This is a genomic window from Amycolatopsis sp. NPDC051128, assembly GCF_040682715.1.
Classification (GTDB): Bacteria; Actinomycetota; Actinomycetes; order Mycobacteriales; family Pseudonocardiaceae; genus Amycolatopsis.
The window spans coordinates 21,751-40,093 of sequence record NZ_JBFBBN010000029.1 but is presented as its reverse complement, the minus strand read 5'-3'; the positions used below and the strand labels follow the sequence as shown (position 1 = coordinate 40,093).

Genomic DNA, 18,343 nt, shown 5'->3' with positions numbered 1-18,343 from the left:
CCGGCTAGGCGACAGCTTCGTCGGTGCCCGGCAACGGCTTGAGGTCGGGCGCTACCCAGCCGGACCTCGCCTCGGCCGTCGCCAGCGTCGATGCTCGGTAGTGATGAGCGAGTAGACGTTTGTCCAACAGCGCGGGGTAACGATCCGCGAAGGCGGCGAAGTCGTCTTCGTCGCTGGAGGCAACGTGGTAGCCGACGAGTTCGACCCAGGCCCGGCTGACTGTCGCGTTGTACTTCTGCGGCGCGCCGGCATATCGCGCCGTCCGTTGGATGCCGCTGCTGATCATCGCGGTCGCGGTGCCGGTACCGTATCGGCGCACCGCAAGCCAGGTCAGGTGGATGTGCTGGCGATGGCCGAACCGGTCCGCATGGGCCATGACTTCGGCCATCAAGGCGTCGAACACGTCGTCGGCGAGACTCATCGGCCCGCCTCCGTCAAGGCCCGCAGTACTGCGCGAGCCCCGTGGACGGCATCCGCCGAAAGGCCGGCGAGAGCGCGTTTCTCCAGCTTGCCGAGGGTACGGCGGATCAGTGCGGCGGTCTGCTTCCCCTCCGCCGTGAGTTCGATGAGCACCGCACGGCGGTCGCCCGGCCGGGCGCCGCGGGTGATCAGGCCGCGGCGTTCCAGGCGGTCGAGGATGCCGGTCAACGTCGCGGGCCGGGTCCCCACGGCGGCCCCCAGTTCGGACACCGTCCGGCCGATACCGTCCGCCAGGTTGCCCAGCGCGTTGATCTCCGACGCGGTCAGGTCGAGGTCGACGAGTTCCGTCGTGAGCAGCTGGAGTGTCGCATGGGTGGCGCGCTGCAACTCAAGTAGTACGGATCCGTTCTTCACGATCCCGTACTATACGGAACCGTATTAACCTTGGGCAAGCTCAGCCATGGCCCTCCCCTGCGAAGGCAGGGTTCCGGCAAAGTCTCTTGCCGAGGGGGTGGCCGCGAGGGGCTTCTTGGTCCCGAATGACTCATTCGGGCAAGGCCGGGTAGTTAAGGATTCCTCTGCCGCGCAAGCGGTCAACGGAACGGCCGTGAATGGCCCATTGAGGGACTCTATGTCCCTCAATGTGCCATTCACGGCCGTTCGCGAGCACCTGTAACCGGGCCAATCGGGCAGCTTTGACAGCTCGCTGCCGCAGCTAACTGCCCGGCCTTGGTCATTCGCGACACCAAGCCGAGGGAGAGGCTGCCCGGACGCGGCAGGAAGCGACTTTTGCCGAGACCCTGCCCTACGAAGGGGGCTTCGGAAAGCGGTCCACCGGCGTCATGTCAGCGATTCCGGGCCACTGCTGTGGCTGACCGCTGTCGGTTCCGCCTCGGTCAGCCGTCGGCGGATGCCGTACCCGGCCGCGGCCATCGCCAAGGCGAAGGCCCACAAGGGCCACAGCAGCATCGGCAGCACGACCAGCGGCCAATCGGTCACCGCGGCGAGGACCGGGTCACCCGTGGCGAACGTCAGCAAGAGGCCCTTGGAGGTGGTCGCCACCATCACCGCGACCACCAGGCCCGGCACCACCGCCAGCCGGATGGGAACGCGCCTGCCGCGCAAGACGGGAATCCAACGGGGGAATGTTTCGCCCCAGGGCCGGATCAGTCCACTGGTCAGCCAGGCGCCCGCGGCGGCCGACACGGCCAGCCCCAGACCCGCCCACAGGATCGGTTCGCCGAAGCCGAACATGTCGAACCCCGGCACGCAAAAGAACATCAGCACGCGGGTGAGCGCGTAGAGCGCTGGTGCCTCCATCGCGATCTTCGTCCAGAACCGGGTCCGCGCCTTCGCCCGGGCAAGCCGCTGCGCCCGATCGGCCGACGTAGGGGTCCGTCCGGCGTCGCCGAGCCTGAGGCGCAGCCGCCGGGCGACGACCGTTCCGAACGCGGCCACGGTGAACAGGAGGGTCACCTGCAGCGCCAGGCCCGGGGACAGCAGGACCGACAGATTCACCTCGTCGAACCCTAGGACCGAACCGATCACGATGGCCGGGAGGCAGCCGGCGAGGATCAGGCCGGAGCCGTCCATGAGCACCAACAACGCGACGATCGACGCACCGGCCACCGCGGCCGTCGCCCGGCGGCTTGCCAGCAGCCACAGCGCTCCGGCCAGTGCGATGACGGCGCAGCCGGCGAAGATTCCGTTGGCCAAGCCGTCCGGGTAGGCCGACAGGGCCGAGCTGAATTTCCGGTCGGGACGGTCCAGCGGATTCGGTACGTCCCACACCAGCCAGTACACACCCAGCACGCTCAACGCGAAGCTCGCCCCGGCGGCTGCCGTCGCCGGAAGCCGCATCCTCGTGGAAGGGCCGAGATCAGTGGTATCCATACCGGCAACCCTGACGTCCCGGGCGCTGCGGTACTTCCCCCGCCAGGACGGGTTCCCTCCCCCTCAGGTCGCCGGTTCGGGGAGAACGTCGCGCCCCTGGGCCCCGCTCGGCTGATCAGGGGCGCGCCCGCGGGCCGTGGCGACGACGGGGTGGGGTCATTGGGGGAGGGCGATCAGGACACGGCCGCGGCTGCCGGTGTCGACGCGGTCGTGGGCCTTGGCGATGTCCGCCAGCTCGTAGCGGTCGCCGACCTCGACGGTCAGGGCGCCCGCGGCGGCCGCGGCGGTCAGATCGCGCGCTGCCTGGCGTTTCGCCTCTTCGGGGAAGTCATCGCTGCCGACCAGGCGCAGGACGACGTTGTTGAACAGCAAGTTCCAGAAGGGAATCTCGGTCCTGTCCGCCCTTGTCGCGTAGGCGGCGATGACCGCGCCGTTCGCGACGACGGCATTGTCCAAGTCGGCGTTGTCGGACAGGGAGACCTCGACGACCCGGTGCACGCCCTCGGGAGCGTACGCGCGGATGGCCGCCGCCGGGTCCTGCTGGTCCAGCGCCACGGCTTGGGACACGACGGCCGGGTCGACCTGTGCGAGGTCCGCGCTGCGCCGGACCGTGCCGAGCACCCTCGCCCCGCCCCAGCAAGCGAGCTGAGCGGCCAGGGAGCCGACCCCGCCCAGGACGCCGTGCACCAGCACGAGCTTGCCCTCCACCGGGCCGTCGGCGAACACGGCGCGGTGGGCGGTGATGCCAGGGATGCCCAGGGCTGCGCCGAGCTCGTCGCTGAGGTGGCCGGGCAGCGGGACCGCAAGACCGGCGGGCACGACGGTGTACTGGGCGGCCGTGCCGAAGGGCCGGTACGACTGGGCGCCGTACGTCCACACCCGCCGTCCGACGCGGCGCTCGTCCACCCCCTCGCCCACGGCGTCGACCACCCCGGCGGCGTCGCTGTGCGGGATCACCCGTGGGAAGGGCATCGACGAGCCGAGCCATCCGCGCCGCTTCTTCGTGTCGCCGGGATTGACCCCGGAGACGGTGACGCGAACGCGGACCTCGCCTGGGCCGGGGGTGGGGTCGGGCAGTTCGCCGACACGCAGCACGTCGGCGGCGGGGCCTTGGCGGTCGTACCAGGACGCAAGCATGGGCGGCTACCTTCGGGGTTGATCAGCTGACGGGTTTTCGTGCGTAGGGGGATCGGCCTCGGCGCGCGTGGCGGCCGGCTGGTCACCGTCCAGAACCTGGTGCAACCAAGTGCGTTCGGCGCGGTTGATGGCACGGGCGGTCAGCAGCATGCCGCGCCGGTAGGGATCGGCCATGTCCTTGGCGCGCAGCGGCCGGTCGCCCTCGTAGAAGAAGCTCGCCGGTGCCTCCAGAAACTCCAATCGCCGTCGCAGCACCGCGTGCTGTTCCTCGACGTCCGGCAGGAGGGACAGGAACGCCAAGACCGTGAAGAACCGCGTGAAGTCGCTGATCTCGTGGTCAGCCGGCGTGCGAAGCCGCTTGAGCAGGTCGGCGCGTCCGGCGGCGGTGATGTTCAGTATGTAGCGGGCCGCACCTCCCGCGGGGTCCGCGCGCCGCTCCAGCAGGCCCGCCGCGGCAAGACGCTTGATCGCCGGGTACAGGCTACCGTCGCTCATCGGCCGGGTGTAGCCCATCAGCTCCGAGACGCGGCGGCGCAGTTCATGTCCGGGCAAAGGCCGCTCGGCCAGGAAGCCCAGTATCGCTAGGTCAAGCATGGCTCCATGGTCCCACTGTACATCGATTCGAGGTGTGCATCGAATCGATGTACAGTGGGCCCTCCGCTCGCTCGTGGCGAGGAAGTGCAAGAAGAGAGGCGGACGGACATGTCGCCGCAATCCACCGAATCCGTGATGAGTCGCTTCGTCGAGTTCATCAACTCGGCTGACGAGGATCTTGCCCGCGAGGTCATCGCCCCGGATGCCGAGTTTCACGCGCCAAGCCACCCGGAACCGCTGCGGGGGCCCGAGGGCTACCTGGAGCTGATCGCGATGATGCGCGCGGGCTTCCCGGATGTCCGGTGGACTCTGGAAGAGACCGTCACCGAGGGCGGCACGGTGGCCGCCCGGTTCACCATGCGCGGGACGCACCAGGGTGAGTTCTTCGGAATCCCGGCCAGCGGGAAGAAGATCTTGGTCCAGGCTATGAACTTCTACTACCTGGCAGACGGAAAGATCATCAAGGAGCGGGGTCAGCCCGACCTCCTCGGCGTGATGCAGCAGATCGGTGCCGTGCCCGCGCCTTGAGAGCGCGGTTCGCCGGTGACCACGGCGGACGCCGACCGGATTCCGGCGGGGCGAGGGTGGCGCGCCAGGTCCATGGCCCCGTGCTGCCGGCGTGGCGATCACCGGCGCTTGCGTGCGAAGTATCGAGATGCAGCTTTGACCGAGCGCAGCCCGAGCCGTTCCTTGCGCAGCCGGACGGCGTAGGTGTGGCGCAGGCGGTACGGCATCTTTCCCGACCAGAACGACGACTCGACTGATTGTCGTTTGCCACGAGCGGCCGCATGTCCGGTACTGCCGACGAGCGTGAGTCATGGGGCCGGGATCCGGCCTCATCCCCGCCACGCAGTGCGGATGGCGCCGACGTCGACGATCATCGCGCGGCGGCGTGTTCCACAGTGGGAGGCGCCGAGTTGTCGCTGCCCGTGGCTGGTCGGACCCGCCACAGCGAGATGCCCAAGCCGATCAACGCTACTCCGGTCGGAACGGCCAACGGCCGGTTGAACGACTCCGGGAGCACCGCGAGCGCGACCGTGGCGACGGTGCCCGCGGCAAGCAGCGCCGACGCCCACCGGGCGAGGACGCGCGCCCGGAACAACGCGATGCCGAACAGGCATCCACCCGCGAGATAACCGACGGAGCTGACCGCGATGACGGTCTGCATGCCGCCGATGTCATGGGTTGCGGTGCCGCCGAAGGCGACGGCGAGGACGTCGGCGACATAGCCGGGCGCCGTGGGTGCCAGCGCGGGCAGAACGGCGGCGGCGACCACCTCGATGCTGAACATCAGCAGGTAGCCGGCGGCGAACAAGACGTAGCCAAGGAAGCCGAGAATTCCCGTCTGCCGGACTTGACGCAGGTACATGCCGGTGATGCCGGCGAGCGCCAGCGCGGCCATGAGCGCCTTCGCCGTGCCGCGCACGGCCCAGTCGGTGGTGGTGACCAGCGAGACGTCCATGGCCGGGTGGCCGACCTGGACCGCGATGAACAGTGCCCCCGCGATCGCGGCAGCGATTCCGGCGGCCCGCGAAAGGCCCCGTTCGCCGGGCGCCATGGAGAACTGCGTCGTCTTGCCGGGTCCTGGCGTGGCACTCATGCCTTGCTCCTCCGAGAGGGATTCGACCGAGGTGTACAACGTACACCTCTACTGAGCCCAAGCTAGGCGTACGATGTACACCTGTCAAGACCGGACCCCCGTTCAGGAGCTGGAGGACCCCGATGCAGGACACCGCCGCGGCCGGAGGCCGGGAGCGGCTCAACCGGGCCAAGGTGCTGCGCGCCGCCGTCGAACTGGCGGATGAAGGCGGCTTCGAGGCGCTGACCATGCGCAGGCTGGCGGACCGGCTCGGCGTCGTGCCCATGGCGCTCTACAAGCACGTGGCGGACAAGCGCGAGCTCCTCGACGGCATGGTCGACCTGGTCTTCGCCGAGGTCGAGGTCCCCGTCGACGTCGACTGGCGGACCGCCATGCACCGCCGCGCGGCATCGATGCGGCTGGCTTTGCTCCGTCATCCGTGGGCGGTCGGCCGGATGGAGACAGGTACCCCAGGCCCGGCGAATCTGCACCACCACAACGCCATGATGCGGTGCCTCCGCCGTGACGCGGGCTTTCCCTTCCGCATGGCCGTGCACGCGTACAACCTGATGGACGCCTACGTCTACGGGTTCGCCCTCCAGGAGAAGACCCTCGCCGGCGACATCCCGGCGGAAGCCGCGCGGCGGCAAAAAGCCGTCGTCGACCGGAAGCCGTCGGGACTCGAGGACTACCCCTACCTCGCCGAGGTGGTCACCGAACTGGCAAAGACCGGGTTCGCCTTCGCCGACGAGTTCGAGTTCGGACTCGACCTCATCCTCGACGGCCTCAGCCGGATGCTCCAGCAAGCCTCCCGCACAGCGGGCAGCGGGTCGAACTCACCGCTACGGCCGTCAGCCCGGTAGCGCCACATCCCGAATGTCTTGCCGGCGCCGCACCCTGACCACATCGACCCCACACCAACGTCCGCTCATGGCTCCCCGTTATGTCAAGGGGCGGTGGCGACGGGCGTAGGCTGAGCGGTGGCAGGTTCGGGTTGTGGCTTGTCCGAAGGGCCGGTGTCCGGGGTCAGGCCGGTCACGCTGGATTGAGAGTCGTCCCCGAGTGCCCTCCCGGGCCGGCCGCCTCGCGTCGTTTCTGATCGGCGAGCATGCGTGCGTAGACGACGTTCGACAGGCGTCGTTCGAGGGCGCGCATCGCTTCCATCGAGGTCTTGCCCGCCACCTTTTTTGAGTCGAAATAGACGCGGCCGTCGGTGGGATTGCGGAGCTGGACGATGCCCATGATGTGCAATGTTCGGTTGATTCGGCGGTTTCCGGCGCGGGACAAGCGATGCCGTTGCTGTTCTGTGCCCTGGGCCGAACTCACGCATGGCATCTACAACCTGACACCCAACGTACTGTCCTGCCGACGAGCGCGCATCGGCAGAAGCGATCGAGTCGCGTTTCCGGGATGGGTTGGTTGCTGCGCAGGAGGGGCGGCGAGCCTGGTCGGCATCGGTCCCGCTCCGGCTCGAACGCGTGGCAGCCGACCAGATGCCGTTGGTCGAAGCCGAACGGTCAGGGCAGTTCTCGCGTCGGCAGCACCTTGCGAAGGTAGGTCGCCGATTCCTCATACCCCAAAGCCAGGTAGAACGGCGCCGCGCGTCGGGTCGCCAGGGCGGAAAGGGCGCAGTTCCGCTGTGCCGCCCAACGTTCCAACGCCTGCATCAGAGCACGGCCGATGCCGCGGCCCCGCGCCTGTGCGCGTACCAGGATCTCCTCAACCCAGGCCACCGGACCATTCGCGTAGAACGTACGGTGATTGAATCCCAGCAGATAGCCGAGTACGCCATCGCTGTCGGCAGCGACCAGGAGACAGGCGTCATCGGTCGACAGCACTGCTGCGTAGCTGTCGTGGAACCGGGCTTTCGAGAACGTGAACGACTGCGCCAGCTGACCCGCGAGATCGCACACAGCTTCCGCGTCGTCTGTCGTGCCGTACCGGATGTGGACCGAAGAGAAACTCATCCGCAGAGGATCCAAGCGGCGGTGGCGTTCGGCAACTGCATATCCGCTTCTGCCGCTTATCGGTCGTTCGAGGACACCGCGTTCGCCAATCGGCAGCGCGAGAACCTGTTCACTTCTGCGCTGCTGTTGGTGGTCCCACGACTGGCAGCGGGTGATCCCACAGCGGTGGCAGGCGACAACTGATTCCCTCGGTGGTCAGCGGTCTTCGACCTCCACCTCTCCAAGATGGACTCGCGCGTTTGCTGCACCACCAGGGGCCCGGCTGGTCGCAGTTCGCGATCCATGCTGAGAGACGCGCCGTCCACCTCCTCTTGTTGCTGCGGGCTGGCGCAGCTCCACCCCCCTGTTCATGCAGCAGCGTCACTGCGCGGAGGGCCTGCTGGATCGTCGCCGGGCAGTTCCCGTGCGCATCAGACGCGTGCGCCAAGCAGCAACCGCCGCCTCGGCGCCGGTGTAGTCCGCAAATGCGTTGGGGTGCCTCGCCGCGCTGGAGACAATCCACTGTACGTACGCGGCGCATTGGCTCCGGCAGGCCCTGACCGTGTTCGCAGATAGCCCACGGGTGTCCAAGTAGCGGCCGGCCGCTCTCACGGCATGCTCGGCGAGGTCCCTGACTTCGCCGCCGACGGAGGCTTTGGTTGCTTTGGACTCATTGGCCGCCGCAGGTGAGGTCGGCCCTCACGGTTGGTCGGCCAATGTGCTGGCGCAACGCCTTGATCAACCGTCTGCCCGCAATCCGCTCCTGAACCAATCGTCAGCTTTGTACAGCTGCAGCACCGTTGTGATCTTGACTGATGAGGTCCGTCGCGAACCCCTGTTGATCATGCAGGCAGTCTGCTCACGATGGTCATGGCTACGGCTGCCGTGAGAGAAGGGTGAGCGGGCGGCCTGCTCAAGCCCATCACCTGCACGGCGCCTCGTGGCGGCGACGTCACCCGACCCGTGCCCGCCGGTTCAACCAGCGAGCCCGGCTTCGACGAGAGTTTCAGACGGCATGATCACCTGCGGCTGCTGTGTCAGTGCGGCGGGAGTATTAGGCTGCTGCTGTGCGCACAGCTCGGATCGCGACGATCCTCCTGGTCGGGGCTGGTCTGATCACGTACTCGGGCTGGCTGCTCGAGTTCGTGGTGCCGACGGGTGTGTCGCCGGTGCGGGACCCGGTGGACGCGCTGCTGGCAGGGCCGCTGGTGTTCCGGATCATGCACGCGGTCTCGGGTGTCGCCTTCTTGCTGGCCGGGCCGCCGCTGCGCCGGATCGCTCCTGTGCAATGGCAGTCGTGGCTTGGCGCGATGTCTGTGAGCGCGTTCGGCGCGCTCGTGCTGGCCTACGCCGTCGTCCCCGGCAACGTTGTGCTCCCTCTGCTGCTGAACGCCGTTTTCGTGGTCGGCGCCGCCAGCCTGGTGCTGTGGTGGCCGCCAGGCTGGCACAGGATCGCCGTCATCGGCCTGGTCCTGGTGCTGGCTACCTGGCTGGCGAGCATGTTGGGCGAGTTCGAGGGGGTCTTCACGCGGCTGCAGATGGTCGTGCGGGTGGCGCTGCTGGGCGCCGGCGCGGGTTACGTGCTTCTCGCCTCGGCGTCGCGGCCGAGCAAACTCGGGCTGCGGGCAGCGGAGCAACAGACTCCGCGACCACGCGCTGCGAAGCGAGAGGGCGCGTCTGATCGATCAAACGACTCCTGAACCGGCTCAGTGCCTGCGCGACGGCGCATCGACGGCGACTGTGCTTGCTACGCATCCCGCAGCGGCTATTTGATCAGCGCCGACAGTTGGTGCGGTGGGGCGTGTCCGAAATCGCCGAAGCGCGAGCCGCGAGGATCGAACCCCGGGGGGACGGATCATGACGCCCCACATCTTCCAGGTATTTGTGAAGCCTGAGGCCCCCGACATCGGACGCGGCCGCCGCGGCGCCGCTGACGGGCATTTCTATCGCCCGCTCCGACTTCCATGCGGACGCGCCGGGCATGCGACGTTACGCGGCAGTTTGAGTTTCACCCATTTAGCCCACGCGACCACGTCGCAGTCTTCGCCCGGAGCCCGTACCACTGCAAACGCGGGTAATCGAGCCGTCACCGAGGGTTATCTGTCCCCGCCGTGAGGTGGGCGGCTGTCGGCTGCCCGGATCATGATCACCGCCGCCTCGTCGTTCATGATAAAAAACGGACCCTGATGTGATCCGTGGCAACCACGAAGGGTGAACCGAGGAGTCGTGTCGGCTGCCGTTCTGTCCCCCCGTCGTGTCGTTCCTCGGCCGTGTCCCGACTCTTCGCCCACTGTTACCCAGGAGCTTGTGAACCGCCGTGCAGAGCAAAGACACTCAGGACGAGTCGGGCAAACCATACGACAAGTCGATCCGCAAAAGGCTGACCAGGACCGTTCTGATTCCCAGTGTGACGCTGCTGGTCCTGTGGACCGCAGTCGCTTCGTACTTTGTCTTCAACGGCCTTTACGTGCGGCTGGTCGCCGCGTCCGTGCGAGAGGTGTCGATCCCGGCCGTCACCGCACTGGCTTCACTTCAGCAGGAGCGTCAGCTGGCCCTGCAGTACCTGGACGACCCGGCGCTCAGCCCGTCGCGATTGCAGGAACAGCAGAAGGTCACCGATGACAAGCTCGGTACGCTGAAGGACGCGTTCGCCTCGACGATCTCCAATGCGCCCGACGAGATCGCGACCAAGGTCAACGCGCTGAAGTCCCAGTTCGAGCAGCTGCCGGTGCTGCGCTCGCAGGTCAGCTTCCGCAGCATCGACCCCGCGCAGGTCAACAGCTACTACAACGGGATGTTCGAGACGGCGTCGAACCTGTTCGACACGCAGGCCCGCATCGTGCCGGACGCCACCGCCGTGCCGGGCGCCATCTCGGCCACGTCGGTGTTCCGCGCCGGCGACATGATGTCGCGTGAGACTTCGCTGGTATCGACGGCGTTCGCGGCCGGGACGTTCGCGCCCGACGACTTCGCACAGTTCACCCAGCTGTCCGGCTTCTACAAGACGCAGCTGACTCAGATCGCGCCTTTCCTCGAGCCCGAAGTCCGGGACCGTTACCAGAAGCTGGTCGACAGCGCTGCTTGGCATCAGCTGTCGAACCAGGAGGACGCGCTGGTGAAGCACGGCCCATGGTCGCGCGGCGAGCAGGCAGGCCTGCCGGTCAACGCGGCGGACTGGCAGAACGCGACCGGCCAGGTCTCCAGAAGCCTCACCGACTTGACAATCACCCAGGCGGACAAGGTTTCGGCGGCCGCGATCGACTCCGGTGACGTCCAGCTGCGCAACGCGATCATCGGCAGCATCCTCGCGCTGCTCGCGTCACTGGCGGCGATCATCGTGGCGGTGCGGGTGTCGCGTTCGCTCGTCGACCGCGCGCTGATGACGCGCCTCGCGCGGCTGCGCAACGACTCGCTCGACCTCGCCCGCAACCGGCTGCCGAACATCGTCGAGCGGCTGAAGAACGGCGAATCCGTCGACCTGGCCGAAGAGCTCCCGCAGCTCGACCACGGCCGGGACGAGATCGGCCAGGTGGCCGAGGCGTTCAACGTCGCGCAGCTGACCGCGGTCAACGCGGCGGCCAGCGAGGCCAAGGCCCGCAGCGGCGTGCACAACGTGTTCCTCGGCATCGCGCACCGCAACCAGGTCCTGGTCCACCAGCAGCTGCAGATCCTCGACGAGATGGAAGCCCGCGAGGACGACTCGACGCAGCTGGCGTCGCTGTTCCAGCTCGACCACCTCGCCGCCCGCGCCCGCCGCACCACCGAGAACCTGATCATCCTCGGCGGGAAGCAGCCCGGCCGCCGCTGGCGCAAGCCGGTCCCGCTGATGGAAGTGCTGCGCGCGGCCGTCTCGGAGACCGAGCAGTACGCGCGGGTCCAGGTCGAGCAGGTGGCCGACGTCGCGATCGTGGGCGCCGCGGTGGCCGACACGATCCACCTCGTCGCCGAGCTGGTCGACAACGCGACGTCGTTCTCGCCGCCCGGCTCGCCGGTCGAGGTGACCAGCCGCATGGTCGCGCGCGGGGTCGTCGTCGACGTGTCGGACCAGGGGCTCGGCATGAAGGACGGCGTTCGCGAGTGGGCCAACGCGATGATGGCCGAGGCGCCCGAGTTCGACGCGATGGCCCTGCGGGCCGACTCCAGCCTCGGCCTGTTCGTGGTCGCGCGCCTGGCCGACCGGCTCGGCATCACCGTCACCTTCGACCCGTCCCGCTACGGCGGCCTCCGCGCCACCGTGCTCATCCCCACCCAGCACCTGGCCGGCAAGGACGCCGGCCAGGCCGAAATCACCGGATCCACGTCGGTCGAGGACACCGCGGTCCTCGCCCCGGTGGGCGGCCCCGCGCCGCAGGCAGCAGAAAGCCCGCTTCGTGCCATGGACACGCCCAGCTCGTTCACCGGCCAGATCCCGATGAAGCGAGACACCAAGCCGAGGCCGTACCCGGCACGCGCGCTCACCTCGCCCGATGCCCTGCCCTCCGTGCCGGCGGCGGCGCCGGACCCGGCGCCCGCCGCCGAACGGGAGATGGACGTGCGGCCGACCGACGACCGACCGCGGCTGCCCCGGCGCGAGCCCCAGCGGAACCTCGTCGCCCAGCTCGAAACCGAACCTGACGACAGCCAGAACGACGTCGTCGCGCCGGGCGAAGGCACCGCGCGCACGCTCGCGGCGTTCCACAAGGGCACCCGCCGGGGGCGCGGCGGACCCGACGATGCCTAAGCCCGCGACAGCACACAGGTCAAGTCCTCACAGGAAAGTCAAGGTCTCAGGAGCATGAACGAGTACGGGAACCCCAAACCCGATCTCAACTGGCTGCTCGACGACGTGGTGAGCCGCGTGGTCGGCGCGCAGAACGCCATCGTGCTGTCCGCCGACGGGCTGCTGATCGGCAAGTCGGCCGGTATGGGCAAGGACGACTCGGACCAGCTGTCGGCCATCGCCTCCAGCCTGCAGAGCCTCGCCAAGGGGGTCAGCAAGCAGTTCAACCGCGGCCCGGTGCTGCAGAACATGATCGAGATGGAGCGCGGCTATCTGTTCGTCTCCGCGGCCGGCCAGGGCGCCTGCCTCGCCGTGCTGGCCGCGGACAGCGTCGACGTCGAGATGATCGCGTACGAGATGAGCCGGCTGGTCAAGCGGGTCGGCGACTACATGGCGTCCGCGCCGCGTGAAGCGGCCAACGTCCTTCGGGAGGCCACATGAACTCCGACGACGGCTGGTACGACGAAGCCGCCGGGCCGCTGGTCCGGCCGTACACGATCACCAGCGGCCGGACACCGGCCGACACCGCGCGGCTCGACCTGTCCACCCAGGTGATGACCCTGCGGTCGGAGCAGGAACCGGCCGGGCTGGGCCCGGAGCACCTGGCGATCGTCCAGCTGTGCCGCCGTCCGGTGTCCATCGCCGAGATCGCGGTCTACGTGAAGATCCCGCTGGGGGTCGTGCGCGTGCTCGTCGGCGACCTGATCGAACGCGGCCTCGTCATCACGCGCTCCCCTGCCCACCACCCGGCGCAGTCGCCGGACCTCGAAACACTCCAGGCGGTTCTCGATGGCCTCATCAAGTACTGACGACACCGGGGTGGACATGGTCCCCACGCCGGTCAAGATCATCGTCGCGGGCGGCTTCGGCGCCGGGAAGACCACCATGGTCGGGTCGGTCAGCGAGATCCCGCCGCTGACCACCGAAGAGGTGCTCACCGAGGCCAGCGCCGGGATCGACGACCTGTCCGGGGTGGAGCGGAAGACGACGACCACGGTCGCGCTGGACTTCGGCCGGATCACCATCTCGCCGCGGCACGTGCTGTACCTGTTCGGCACGCCGGGCCAGGCGCGCTTCTGGTTCATGTGGGACGACCTGGCGCGAGGCGCGATCGGGACGATCGTGCTGGTCGACACCCGGCGCCTGGAGACCAGCTTCGCCGCCATCGATTTCTTCGAGCGGCGCAAAATCCCGTTCGTCGTCGCGGTGAACTGCTTCGACAATGCGCCGCGCTACACCGCCGACGAGATCCGGGAGGCCCTGGTCGTCCCGGACCGGGTGCCCATCGTCATGTGCGACGCCCGTGACCGCGACTCGAGCAAGCTCGCGCTGATCCGGTTGGTCAAGCACGCGATGATGGCGGTGCCCGCGCGGGTCTGACGCCGGATTCCGGCGTGTCCTGTGTGGCGGGACACGCCGGACTCAGGCCGGTGCCATCCGGAGGTTGAAGTGCCGCAGCGTCGCGGGCGCGTCGACGATCCGGTAGCCGGGCACGCGTCCCGGGTCCTTCGCGATGTCGGCGAGCACCTCCGCCACGTAGTCGTAGTGTCCCTGCGTGTAGACGCGGCGGGGCAACGCGATCCGGACCAGCTCGAACGGCGCGGCCGTCACGAGCTCGTTGTGCTCATCCAGCGTCCCGAGGTAGAGCGAGCCGAGTTCGACACAGCGGATCCCGCCCGCCAGGTAGAGCTCGCAGGCCAGCGCGTGCCCGGGGAACCTGCCGGCCGGCAGGTGCGGTAGCAACCGGCCGGCGTTGAGGTAGAGCGCGTGGATGCCTGGCGGCTGCACGATGTCGACCCCGGCGTCGTTGGCCTGCTGGGCCAGGCGCGCGGCCTCGGCGGCCCGGGCGCCGAGGTAGTTCGGGTCGAGGACTTCCTGAAGGCCCTTGGCGACGCGGTCGAGATCGTGCGCGGCGAGGCCGCCGTAGGTACGGAACCCTTCGGTCGCGATCAGGTTCGTCTCGCACCGCTGCGCGAGCTCGGCGTCGTTCAGTCCGATGAACGCCCCCATGGGGGAGATGCCGTCCTTCTTCAGGCTGGCGACGCAGCCGTCGACGAGCCCGAACGCCTCCTCGGCGACCTCGCGGGGGGTCTTGTCCTGGTAACCGCTTTCTCGCTGGATCACCAGCCAGGCGTTCTCGGCGAACCGGGCGGCGTCGAGGAAGATCGGCACTCCGTGCGCACGGCACAGCCGGCTGGCCGCGGTGAGGTTGGCCATCGACACCGGTTGCCCGCCGCCGCCGTTGTTGGTGATGGTGATCAGCACCATGCCGATCCGGTCCGCTTCCGGGCCGGTCAGCGATTGCTCGACGGCGGCCAGGTCGATGTTGCCCTTGAACGGTTCGTGGCTGTCCAGATCGCCGAACTCGGCGCAGGGCAGGTCACGCGCCTCGGCGCCGAGCAGTTCGACGTTCGCTCGCGTGGTGTCGAAATGGGTGTTGCTCAGCGACAGCTTGCCAGGGGAGAGCACGCTGGAAAACAGCACACGTTCAGCTGCGCGGCCCTGATGCACGGGCAGGATGTGCGGGTAGTGCGTCAGCTCGGAAAGGGCGCTCCGGAAGCGGAAGAACGAGTCGGAACCGGCGTAGGAGCGGTCCGCCGCGACCGCGGCCGCCTCCTGGGCGGTGGAGACCGCACCGGTGCCGGAGTCGGTGAGCAGGTCGATGGTGACCATGTTCGCGGGCAGGTTGAAGGCGTTGTAGCCCGCTGCGGCGAGCGCTCGCTCCCGCTGCGGTCGCGTGGTGATCGGGATTTCGGCGACGACCTGCGCTCGGTAGGGCGGAAAATTCCGCATGACTGTTTTCCTCTGCTTTTGTCGACCGGGACGGGGTACTCGTATGTCAAAGCGGAATGCCGAGCACCGGACGGCGGCGGGCGGGCATGACCCGATAGGCCTCCGAGGACAGGTACACCGTGATTCCCGAGCCGAACTCCCCCAACCGCAGCGAAACATGCGGAATCAGGCCGACGCCGTCTCGCAGTCTTCGGCCGGAAATCGCGGCGATCGCTTCGTCGAGCTTTGCTCCGTCGAAGTCGTATTGAGCCAGAATGGCGTGCACTCGCGCCAGTGCGACGCCATCGTCGGGGACATAACTGCGAATCGGAAAATAAAGGCTGTAATTGCTTGGATGATCTCGGTCGCCTTCGATGAAGGAGTAGCTCGAGATCAGCGGTCGATCACGAAAGGGCCCTTTTCCGCCGCCGAGGAACGCGCAGAATTCGCGGATCTGCAGCGGGTCGATGCCCGGCACGAGCTCGGCGGCACGCTCGACGTCGGAGCACTCCGCGGCTTCGTGCGCCACGTACACCTTCACGCGTGACCGCGGCCCTCGGTCGAGGTCGAGCGCGAAGAAGGCGAAGCTGTCCTGCTCACGACGGGGGAGGGCGTGCTCGATCACCGGCGCGAACGCGCCCGGGATGCGCAGTCGGCGGAATCCTTCGCTGACCAGGGGAGCGGCCATGGCCGGTCCACTGATCTGCGGGTTGAGGTAGAGCTTGATCTTCGGGTCGCGGCCGGCGCGGAAGATCAGCGAGTACCACAGGCTGAACGGCCCTTGGCGCTCTCCGTCTGGAAGGAAGAGGTCGCCCAGGGTGTCCAGCCGGGTGGTGTCGAGGTGGTACTCGTCGGCGACCGTGTCGAGGAAGTCTCGCTGTGTCGGCGTCCCGATGCTCTCTCCGAGCACGCGTATCGCACATTCGCCGGTCGTGTCAAATGCCAGGGAGAATTCGACCGGAGTTGTGTCGTCGGCCACATTCGAAGGGAACAGTGGCGGGTCGGCGAGACTGCGCGCGCCGCCGGGGCCGAGTAACTGGCGAAGGAGTTCGCGTGGCCGCTTGTCGATTTTATCGAATCCGATGGCCTCGCACAGTCTGTCGAGTTGCCTGCCGGTGTGTTCATAGAGTGACAAAGTGGCCATCGACACACTTGCTCCGACCATGGTTCTGTCATTCACCGTTCGTTCGTGCGTGCAGCCCGCCCTGGCGCCTCCATCGGTGGCGCCATATGTGGCTGTTGATCAGATTAATCAGAAGGTTCTGAGGGCGCTACCCCTATCGGGGCGATAGTCGGACGGAGATATTGTCTCTGAGTGTTCTCGTCGCGCGTCAAGTTCACCTGAACACCGCCTGGACAGAAGGGGAAAGTGCGGCTACCGGACCGGCCGTCCTGTTGGCTTTGGGTGGCAACGGGTCATCGTGCCCCGCTCGGGGCGTCGAGGGGCCTGGCTGTGTCCAGCTGCCGCGGATGGAGGCGTCGGCTCGCGACGGCGGCGTCCGGGCTGCACCTCGGTGCCGACACTGCCGACCCTCTGCATGTCGATTCGAGATCCGGCGACACGAATGTCGGGTATTCGTCTCGTTCGCTACGACTCGTCCGGAATGGACGCCGGGGTGTGGTGAACAACGGAGCATCCCCTATGGACACCACTGACCCTGATCCCGCTGACCAGCACCGAAATGCGGTCCGCCCGCAGGCCAACCTGTCCCGCCCGGATGCACCGCCACTTCAGCGCTTTTGGCTAGCATCAGGAGCCATGAGCGATCAGTGCCTGTTTTGCGGCATCGTGGCCGGCGACATCCCGAGCGCGAAAGTGGCCGAGGACGACATGACGTACGCATTCATGGACATCAACCCAGCCTCGGACGGTCACCTGCTGGTCGTTCCCAAGCGGCACAGCAAGGACCTGTTCGAGATCCCGGCCGATGACCTGACCGCCGTCACCCTGACCGCGCAGCGGATCGCCAAGGCGGCGGCCGGGGAGTTCGGTGCCGACGGGGTGAACCTGCTCAACTGCTGCGGCGCCGACGCATGGCAGACGGTGTTCCACTTCCACCTGCACGTCATTCCGCGGTACATCGACAAGGCCAAGGACCGGCTGGTGCTGCCATGGGAACCGGGAATCCCGGGTGACATGGACGCGATCGCCGCCATGGGAGGCCGGCTCCGCGCCGCCCTGGACTGACCCTGGCCGATCGCGATGACGCGGGCCAGGTCATCCTCAAGGCACTTGCCGTAGCCGTCGGCTGCCGTCGTGCCTCCCCAGCCGGCCGGGCGCTGAGCTACGGCCGCAGGACGAGCTTCCCGGCGGCGTGACCGCTCGCGCTCAGCTCCTGCGCCTTCGCGGCGTCCTCCAGCGGAAGGCTCTGCGCGATGCGCACCGTGAGCTTGCCGTCGGCTGCGAGGCGGACGTACTCGCCGAGGCGGGAACCGAACGGGGCGCCGGGGCCGGAGAAGGTGACGCCCAGCTCGGCGGCCTTCGTATCTGCGATGGTGATGAGCCGGTCGGTGCCGCCGAGCAGGTCGATCGACACCTCCAGGTCGCCTGCCCCCGCGGCGTCGTACACGGCGTCGATGCGCTGCGGTGCGGCCTCGCGGACCCGGTCGGCGAGGCCGGCGCCGTAGGCGACCGGGATCGCGCCCAGCGAGCGCAGGTAGTCGTGGTTGCCGGGGGAGGCGGTGCCGATGACCGTGGCGCCGCGGGCGACCGCGAGCTGAACACCGACGGCGCCGGTCACACCTGCGGCTCCGTGCAGCAGGAGCGTGTCGCCTTCCCCGACGCCGAGGGCGTCGAGCACGCGGACCGAGGTCTCGACGGCGACGGGCAGTGCCGCGGCGAGGTCCCAGTCGAGGTCTGCGGGCTTCGGGCCGAAGTCGACGGCCAGCGCGTGCTCGGCATACGCGCCGGTGACGGTCCAGCCCAGGACCTCGTCACCCACCGCGACGCCGGTCACGCCTTCGCCGACCTCGTCGACGACGCCGGCCGCCTCCACGCCGGGGATCACCGGGAACGGCGGCGCGATCTGCGGCCTCCACCCGTTGCGGATCTTGGAGTCGAGCGGGTTGACCCCTGCCGCCACGACCTTCAGCCGCACCTGCCCGCGTCCGGCGTGCGGCTCGTCGACCTCTTCGAGGCGGAGGACTTCCGGGCCGCCGAACTCGGTGTAGGTGATCGCCTTCATGTTCTGCTCCAGTGCTCGTCGCTCTAGGTGAAAGATCAACTTGGCCGGGACCGGCGGT

General features: G+C 68.2%; 20 protein-coding genes. 9 read left to right on the top strand and 11 right to left on the bottom strand.

All coding sequences use genetic code 11. The features are described from left to right. Positions 1-4: 4 nt before the first annotated feature. From AB0M82_RS26840 to AB0M82_RS26820, 5 genes are all read right to left on the bottom strand, one after another. Positions 5-421, bottom strand: coding sequence for a hypothetical protein (locus tag AB0M82_RS26840; RefSeq protein WP_364727184.1), 417 nt, complete (start codon positions 419-421; stop codon positions 5-7). Beyond that, positions 418-834 carry a MarR family transcriptional regulator gene (locus AB0M82_RS26835; protein ID WP_364727181.1) on the bottom strand — a complete coding sequence of 139 codons (417 nt, stop codon included), beginning with the start codon at positions 832-834 and terminating at the stop codon, positions 418-420. The genes AB0M82_RS26840 and AB0M82_RS26835 overlap by 4 nt, the downstream gene beginning before the upstream one ends. Positions 835-1,260: 426 nt before the next feature. Continuing rightward, on the bottom strand, positions 1,261-2,313 hold the full coding sequence (locus AB0M82_RS26830; protein ID WP_364727179.1) for a hypothetical protein: 1,053 nt from the start codon (positions 2,311-2,313) through the stop codon (positions 1,261-1,263). 156 nt (positions 2,314-2,469) lie between these two features. Continuing rightward, complete coding sequence (locus AB0M82_RS26825) at positions 2,470-3,450, bottom strand: NADPH:quinone reductase (RefSeq protein ID WP_364727177.1); 981 nt, start codon at positions 3,448-3,450, stop codon at positions 2,470-2,472. A gap of 6 nt (positions 3,451-3,456) precedes the next feature. Continuing rightward, a complete protein-coding gene (locus AB0M82_RS26820; RefSeq protein WP_364727174.1) occupies positions 3,457-4,044 on the bottom strand; it encodes a PadR family transcriptional regulator in 588 nt (195 codons plus the stop codon). 108 nt (positions 4,045-4,152) lie between these two features. On the opposite strand from AB0M82_RS26820, the gene AB0M82_RS26815 reads away from it, so the two are divergent. Next, a complete protein-coding gene (locus tag AB0M82_RS26815) occupies positions 4,153-4,572 on the top strand; it encodes an ester cyclase (RefSeq protein ID WP_364727172.1) in 420 nt (139 codons plus the stop codon). Between the two features lie 349 nt (positions 4,573-4,921). On the opposite strand, the gene AB0M82_RS26810 is transcribed toward AB0M82_RS26815, so the two are convergent. Continuing rightward, a complete protein-coding gene (locus tag AB0M82_RS26810) occupies positions 4,922-5,644 on the bottom strand; it encodes a hypothetical protein (protein WP_364727169.1) in 723 nt (240 codons plus the stop codon). Positions 5,645-5,766: 122 nt separating this feature from the next. Here AB0M82_RS26810 and AB0M82_RS26805 point away from each other — a divergent pair, with 122 nt between their 5' ends. Then, a complete protein-coding gene (locus tag AB0M82_RS26805; RefSeq protein ID WP_364727166.1) occupies positions 5,767-6,486 on the top strand; it encodes a TetR/AcrR family transcriptional regulator C-terminal domain-containing protein in 720 nt (239 codons plus the stop codon). 172 nt (positions 6,487-6,658) lie between these two features. Here AB0M82_RS26805 and AB0M82_RS26800 read toward each other — a convergent pair whose 3' ends face one another. Beyond that, complete coding sequence (locus AB0M82_RS26800) at positions 6,659-6,865, bottom strand: hypothetical protein (RefSeq protein WP_364727164.1); 207 nt, start codon at positions 6,863-6,865, stop codon at positions 6,659-6,661. 275 nt (positions 6,866-7,140) lie between these two features. After that, positions 7,141-7,590 (bottom strand): GNAT family N-acetyltransferase, encoded by a 450-nt coding sequence (locus AB0M82_RS26795; protein ID WP_364727161.1) that lies wholly within the window; start codon positions 7,588-7,590, stop codon positions 7,141-7,143. Between the two features lie 21 nt (positions 7,591-7,611). Here AB0M82_RS26795 and AB0M82_RS26790 point away from each other — a divergent pair, with 21 nt between their 5' ends. From AB0M82_RS26790 to AB0M82_RS26765, 6 genes are all read left to right on the top strand, one after another. Continuing rightward, entirely contained in the window at positions 7,612-7,773 is a 162-nt protein-coding gene (locus tag AB0M82_RS26790; RefSeq protein WP_364727159.1) for a hypothetical protein, read from the top strand. 863 nt (positions 7,774-8,636) lie between these two features. Further along, a complete protein-coding gene (locus AB0M82_RS26785) occupies positions 8,637-9,269 on the top strand; it encodes a hypothetical protein (protein ID WP_364727158.1) in 633 nt (210 codons plus the stop codon). A 617-nt stretch (positions 9,270-9,886) separates the two neighbouring features. Next, positions 9,887-12,289 (top strand): ATP-binding protein, encoded by a 2,403-nt coding sequence (locus tag AB0M82_RS26780; RefSeq protein ID WP_364727155.1) that lies wholly within the window; start codon positions 9,887-9,889, stop codon positions 12,287-12,289. A 54-nt stretch (positions 12,290-12,343) separates the two neighbouring features. Further along, on the top strand, positions 12,344-12,769 hold the full coding sequence (locus AB0M82_RS26775; RefSeq protein WP_364727153.1) for a roadblock/LC7 domain-containing protein: 426 nt from the start codon (positions 12,344-12,346) through the stop codon (positions 12,767-12,769). Then, on the top strand, positions 12,766-13,137 hold the full coding sequence (locus AB0M82_RS26770) for a DUF742 domain-containing protein (RefSeq protein ID WP_364727151.1): 372 nt from the start codon (positions 12,766-12,768) through the stop codon (positions 13,135-13,137). Before AB0M82_RS26775 ends, AB0M82_RS26770 begins: the two co-directional genes overlap by 4 nt. Positions 13,138-13,153: 16 nt before the next feature. Next, entirely contained in the window at positions 13,154-13,708 is a 555-nt protein-coding gene (locus AB0M82_RS26765) for an ATP/GTP-binding protein (protein ID WP_364727148.1), read from the top strand. A gap of 42 nt (positions 13,709-13,750) precedes the next feature. Here the strand turns inward: AB0M82_RS26765 and AB0M82_RS26760 are convergent, their stop codons facing one another. Together AB0M82_RS26760 and AB0M82_RS26755 are read right to left on the bottom strand one after the other, a co-directional pair. After that, a complete protein-coding gene (locus AB0M82_RS26760; RefSeq protein ID WP_364727145.1) occupies positions 13,751-15,121 on the bottom strand; it encodes a tryptophanase in 1,371 nt (456 codons plus the stop codon). 46 nt (positions 15,122-15,167) lie between these two features. Next, positions 15,168-16,280: a tryptophan dimethylallyltransferase family protein gene (locus tag AB0M82_RS26755; RefSeq protein ID WP_364727143.1), complete on the bottom strand. Its 1,113-nt coding sequence runs from the start codon at positions 16,278-16,280 to the stop codon at positions 15,168-15,170. 462 nt (positions 16,281-16,742) lie between these two features. On the opposite strand from AB0M82_RS26755, the gene AB0M82_RS26750 reads away from it, so the two are divergent. Next, the gene (locus tag AB0M82_RS26750; RefSeq protein ID WP_364727140.1) at positions 16,743-17,288 is read left to right on the top strand and encodes an HIT family protein; all 546 of its coding nucleotides are present in this window, start codon (positions 16,743-16,745) and stop codon (positions 17,286-17,288) included. Between the two features lie 97 nt (positions 17,289-17,385). Here the strand turns inward: AB0M82_RS26750 and AB0M82_RS26745 are convergent, their stop codons facing one another. Then, positions 17,386-18,285 carry an NADP-dependent oxidoreductase gene (locus AB0M82_RS26745; RefSeq protein ID WP_364727137.1) on the bottom strand — a complete coding sequence of 300 codons (900 nt, stop codon included), beginning with the start codon at positions 18,283-18,285 and terminating at the stop codon, positions 17,386-17,388. Positions 18,286-18,343 lie beyond the last annotated feature (58 nt).

Coding starts and splice junctions, on each gene's coding strand:
- AB0M82_RS26840 (WP_364727184.1), bottom strand. CDS start 421: ATGAGTCTCGCCGACGACGTGTTCGACGCCTTGATGGCCGAAGTCATG.
- AB0M82_RS26830 (WP_364727179.1), bottom strand. CDS start 2,313: ATGGATACCACTGATCTCGGCCCTTCCACGAGGATGCGGCTTCCGGCG.
- AB0M82_RS26825 (WP_364727177.1), bottom strand. CDS start 3,450: ATGCTTGCGTCCTGGTACGACCGCCAAGGCCCCGCCGCCGACGTGCTG.
- AB0M82_RS26820 (WP_364727174.1), bottom strand. CDS start 4,044: ATGCTTGACCTAGCGATACTGGGCTTCCTGGCCGAGCGGCCTTTGCCC.
- AB0M82_RS26815 (WP_364727172.1), top strand. CDS start 4,153: ATGTCGCCGCAATCCACCGAATCCGTGATGAGTCGCTTCGTCGAGTTC.
- AB0M82_RS26810 (WP_364727169.1), bottom strand. CDS start 5,644: ATGAGTGCCACGCCAGGACCCGGCAAGACGACGCAGTTCTCCATGGCG.
- AB0M82_RS26805 (WP_364727166.1), top strand. CDS start 5,767: ATGCAGGACACCGCCGCGGCCGGAGGCCGGGAGCGGCTCAACCGGGCC.
- AB0M82_RS26800 (WP_364727164.1), bottom strand. CDS start 6,865: ATGGGCATCGTCCAGCTCCGCAATCCCACCGACGGCCGCGTCTATTTC.
- AB0M82_RS26795 (WP_364727161.1), bottom strand. CDS start 7,590: ATGAGTTTCTCTTCGGTCCACATCCGGTACGGCACGACAGACGACGCG.
- AB0M82_RS26775 (WP_364727153.1), top strand. CDS start 12,344: ATGAACGAGTACGGGAACCCCAAACCCGATCTCAACTGGCTGCTCGAC.
- AB0M82_RS26770 (WP_364727151.1), top strand. CDS start 12,766: ATGAACTCCGACGACGGCTGGTACGACGAAGCCGCCGGGCCGCTGGTC.
- AB0M82_RS26765 (WP_364727148.1), top strand. CDS start 13,154: ATGGTCCCCACGCCGGTCAAGATCATCGTCGCGGGCGGCTTCGGCGCC.
- AB0M82_RS26760 (WP_364727145.1), bottom strand. CDS start 15,121: ATGCGGAATTTTCCGCCCTACCGAGCGCAGGTCGTCGCCGAAATCCCG.
- AB0M82_RS26750 (WP_364727140.1), top strand. CDS start 16,743: ATGGACACCACTGACCCTGATCCCGCTGACCAGCACCGAAATGCGGTC.
- AB0M82_RS26745 (WP_364727137.1), bottom strand. CDS start 18,285: ATGAAGGCGATCACCTACACCGAGTTCGGCGGCCCGGAAGTCCTCCGC.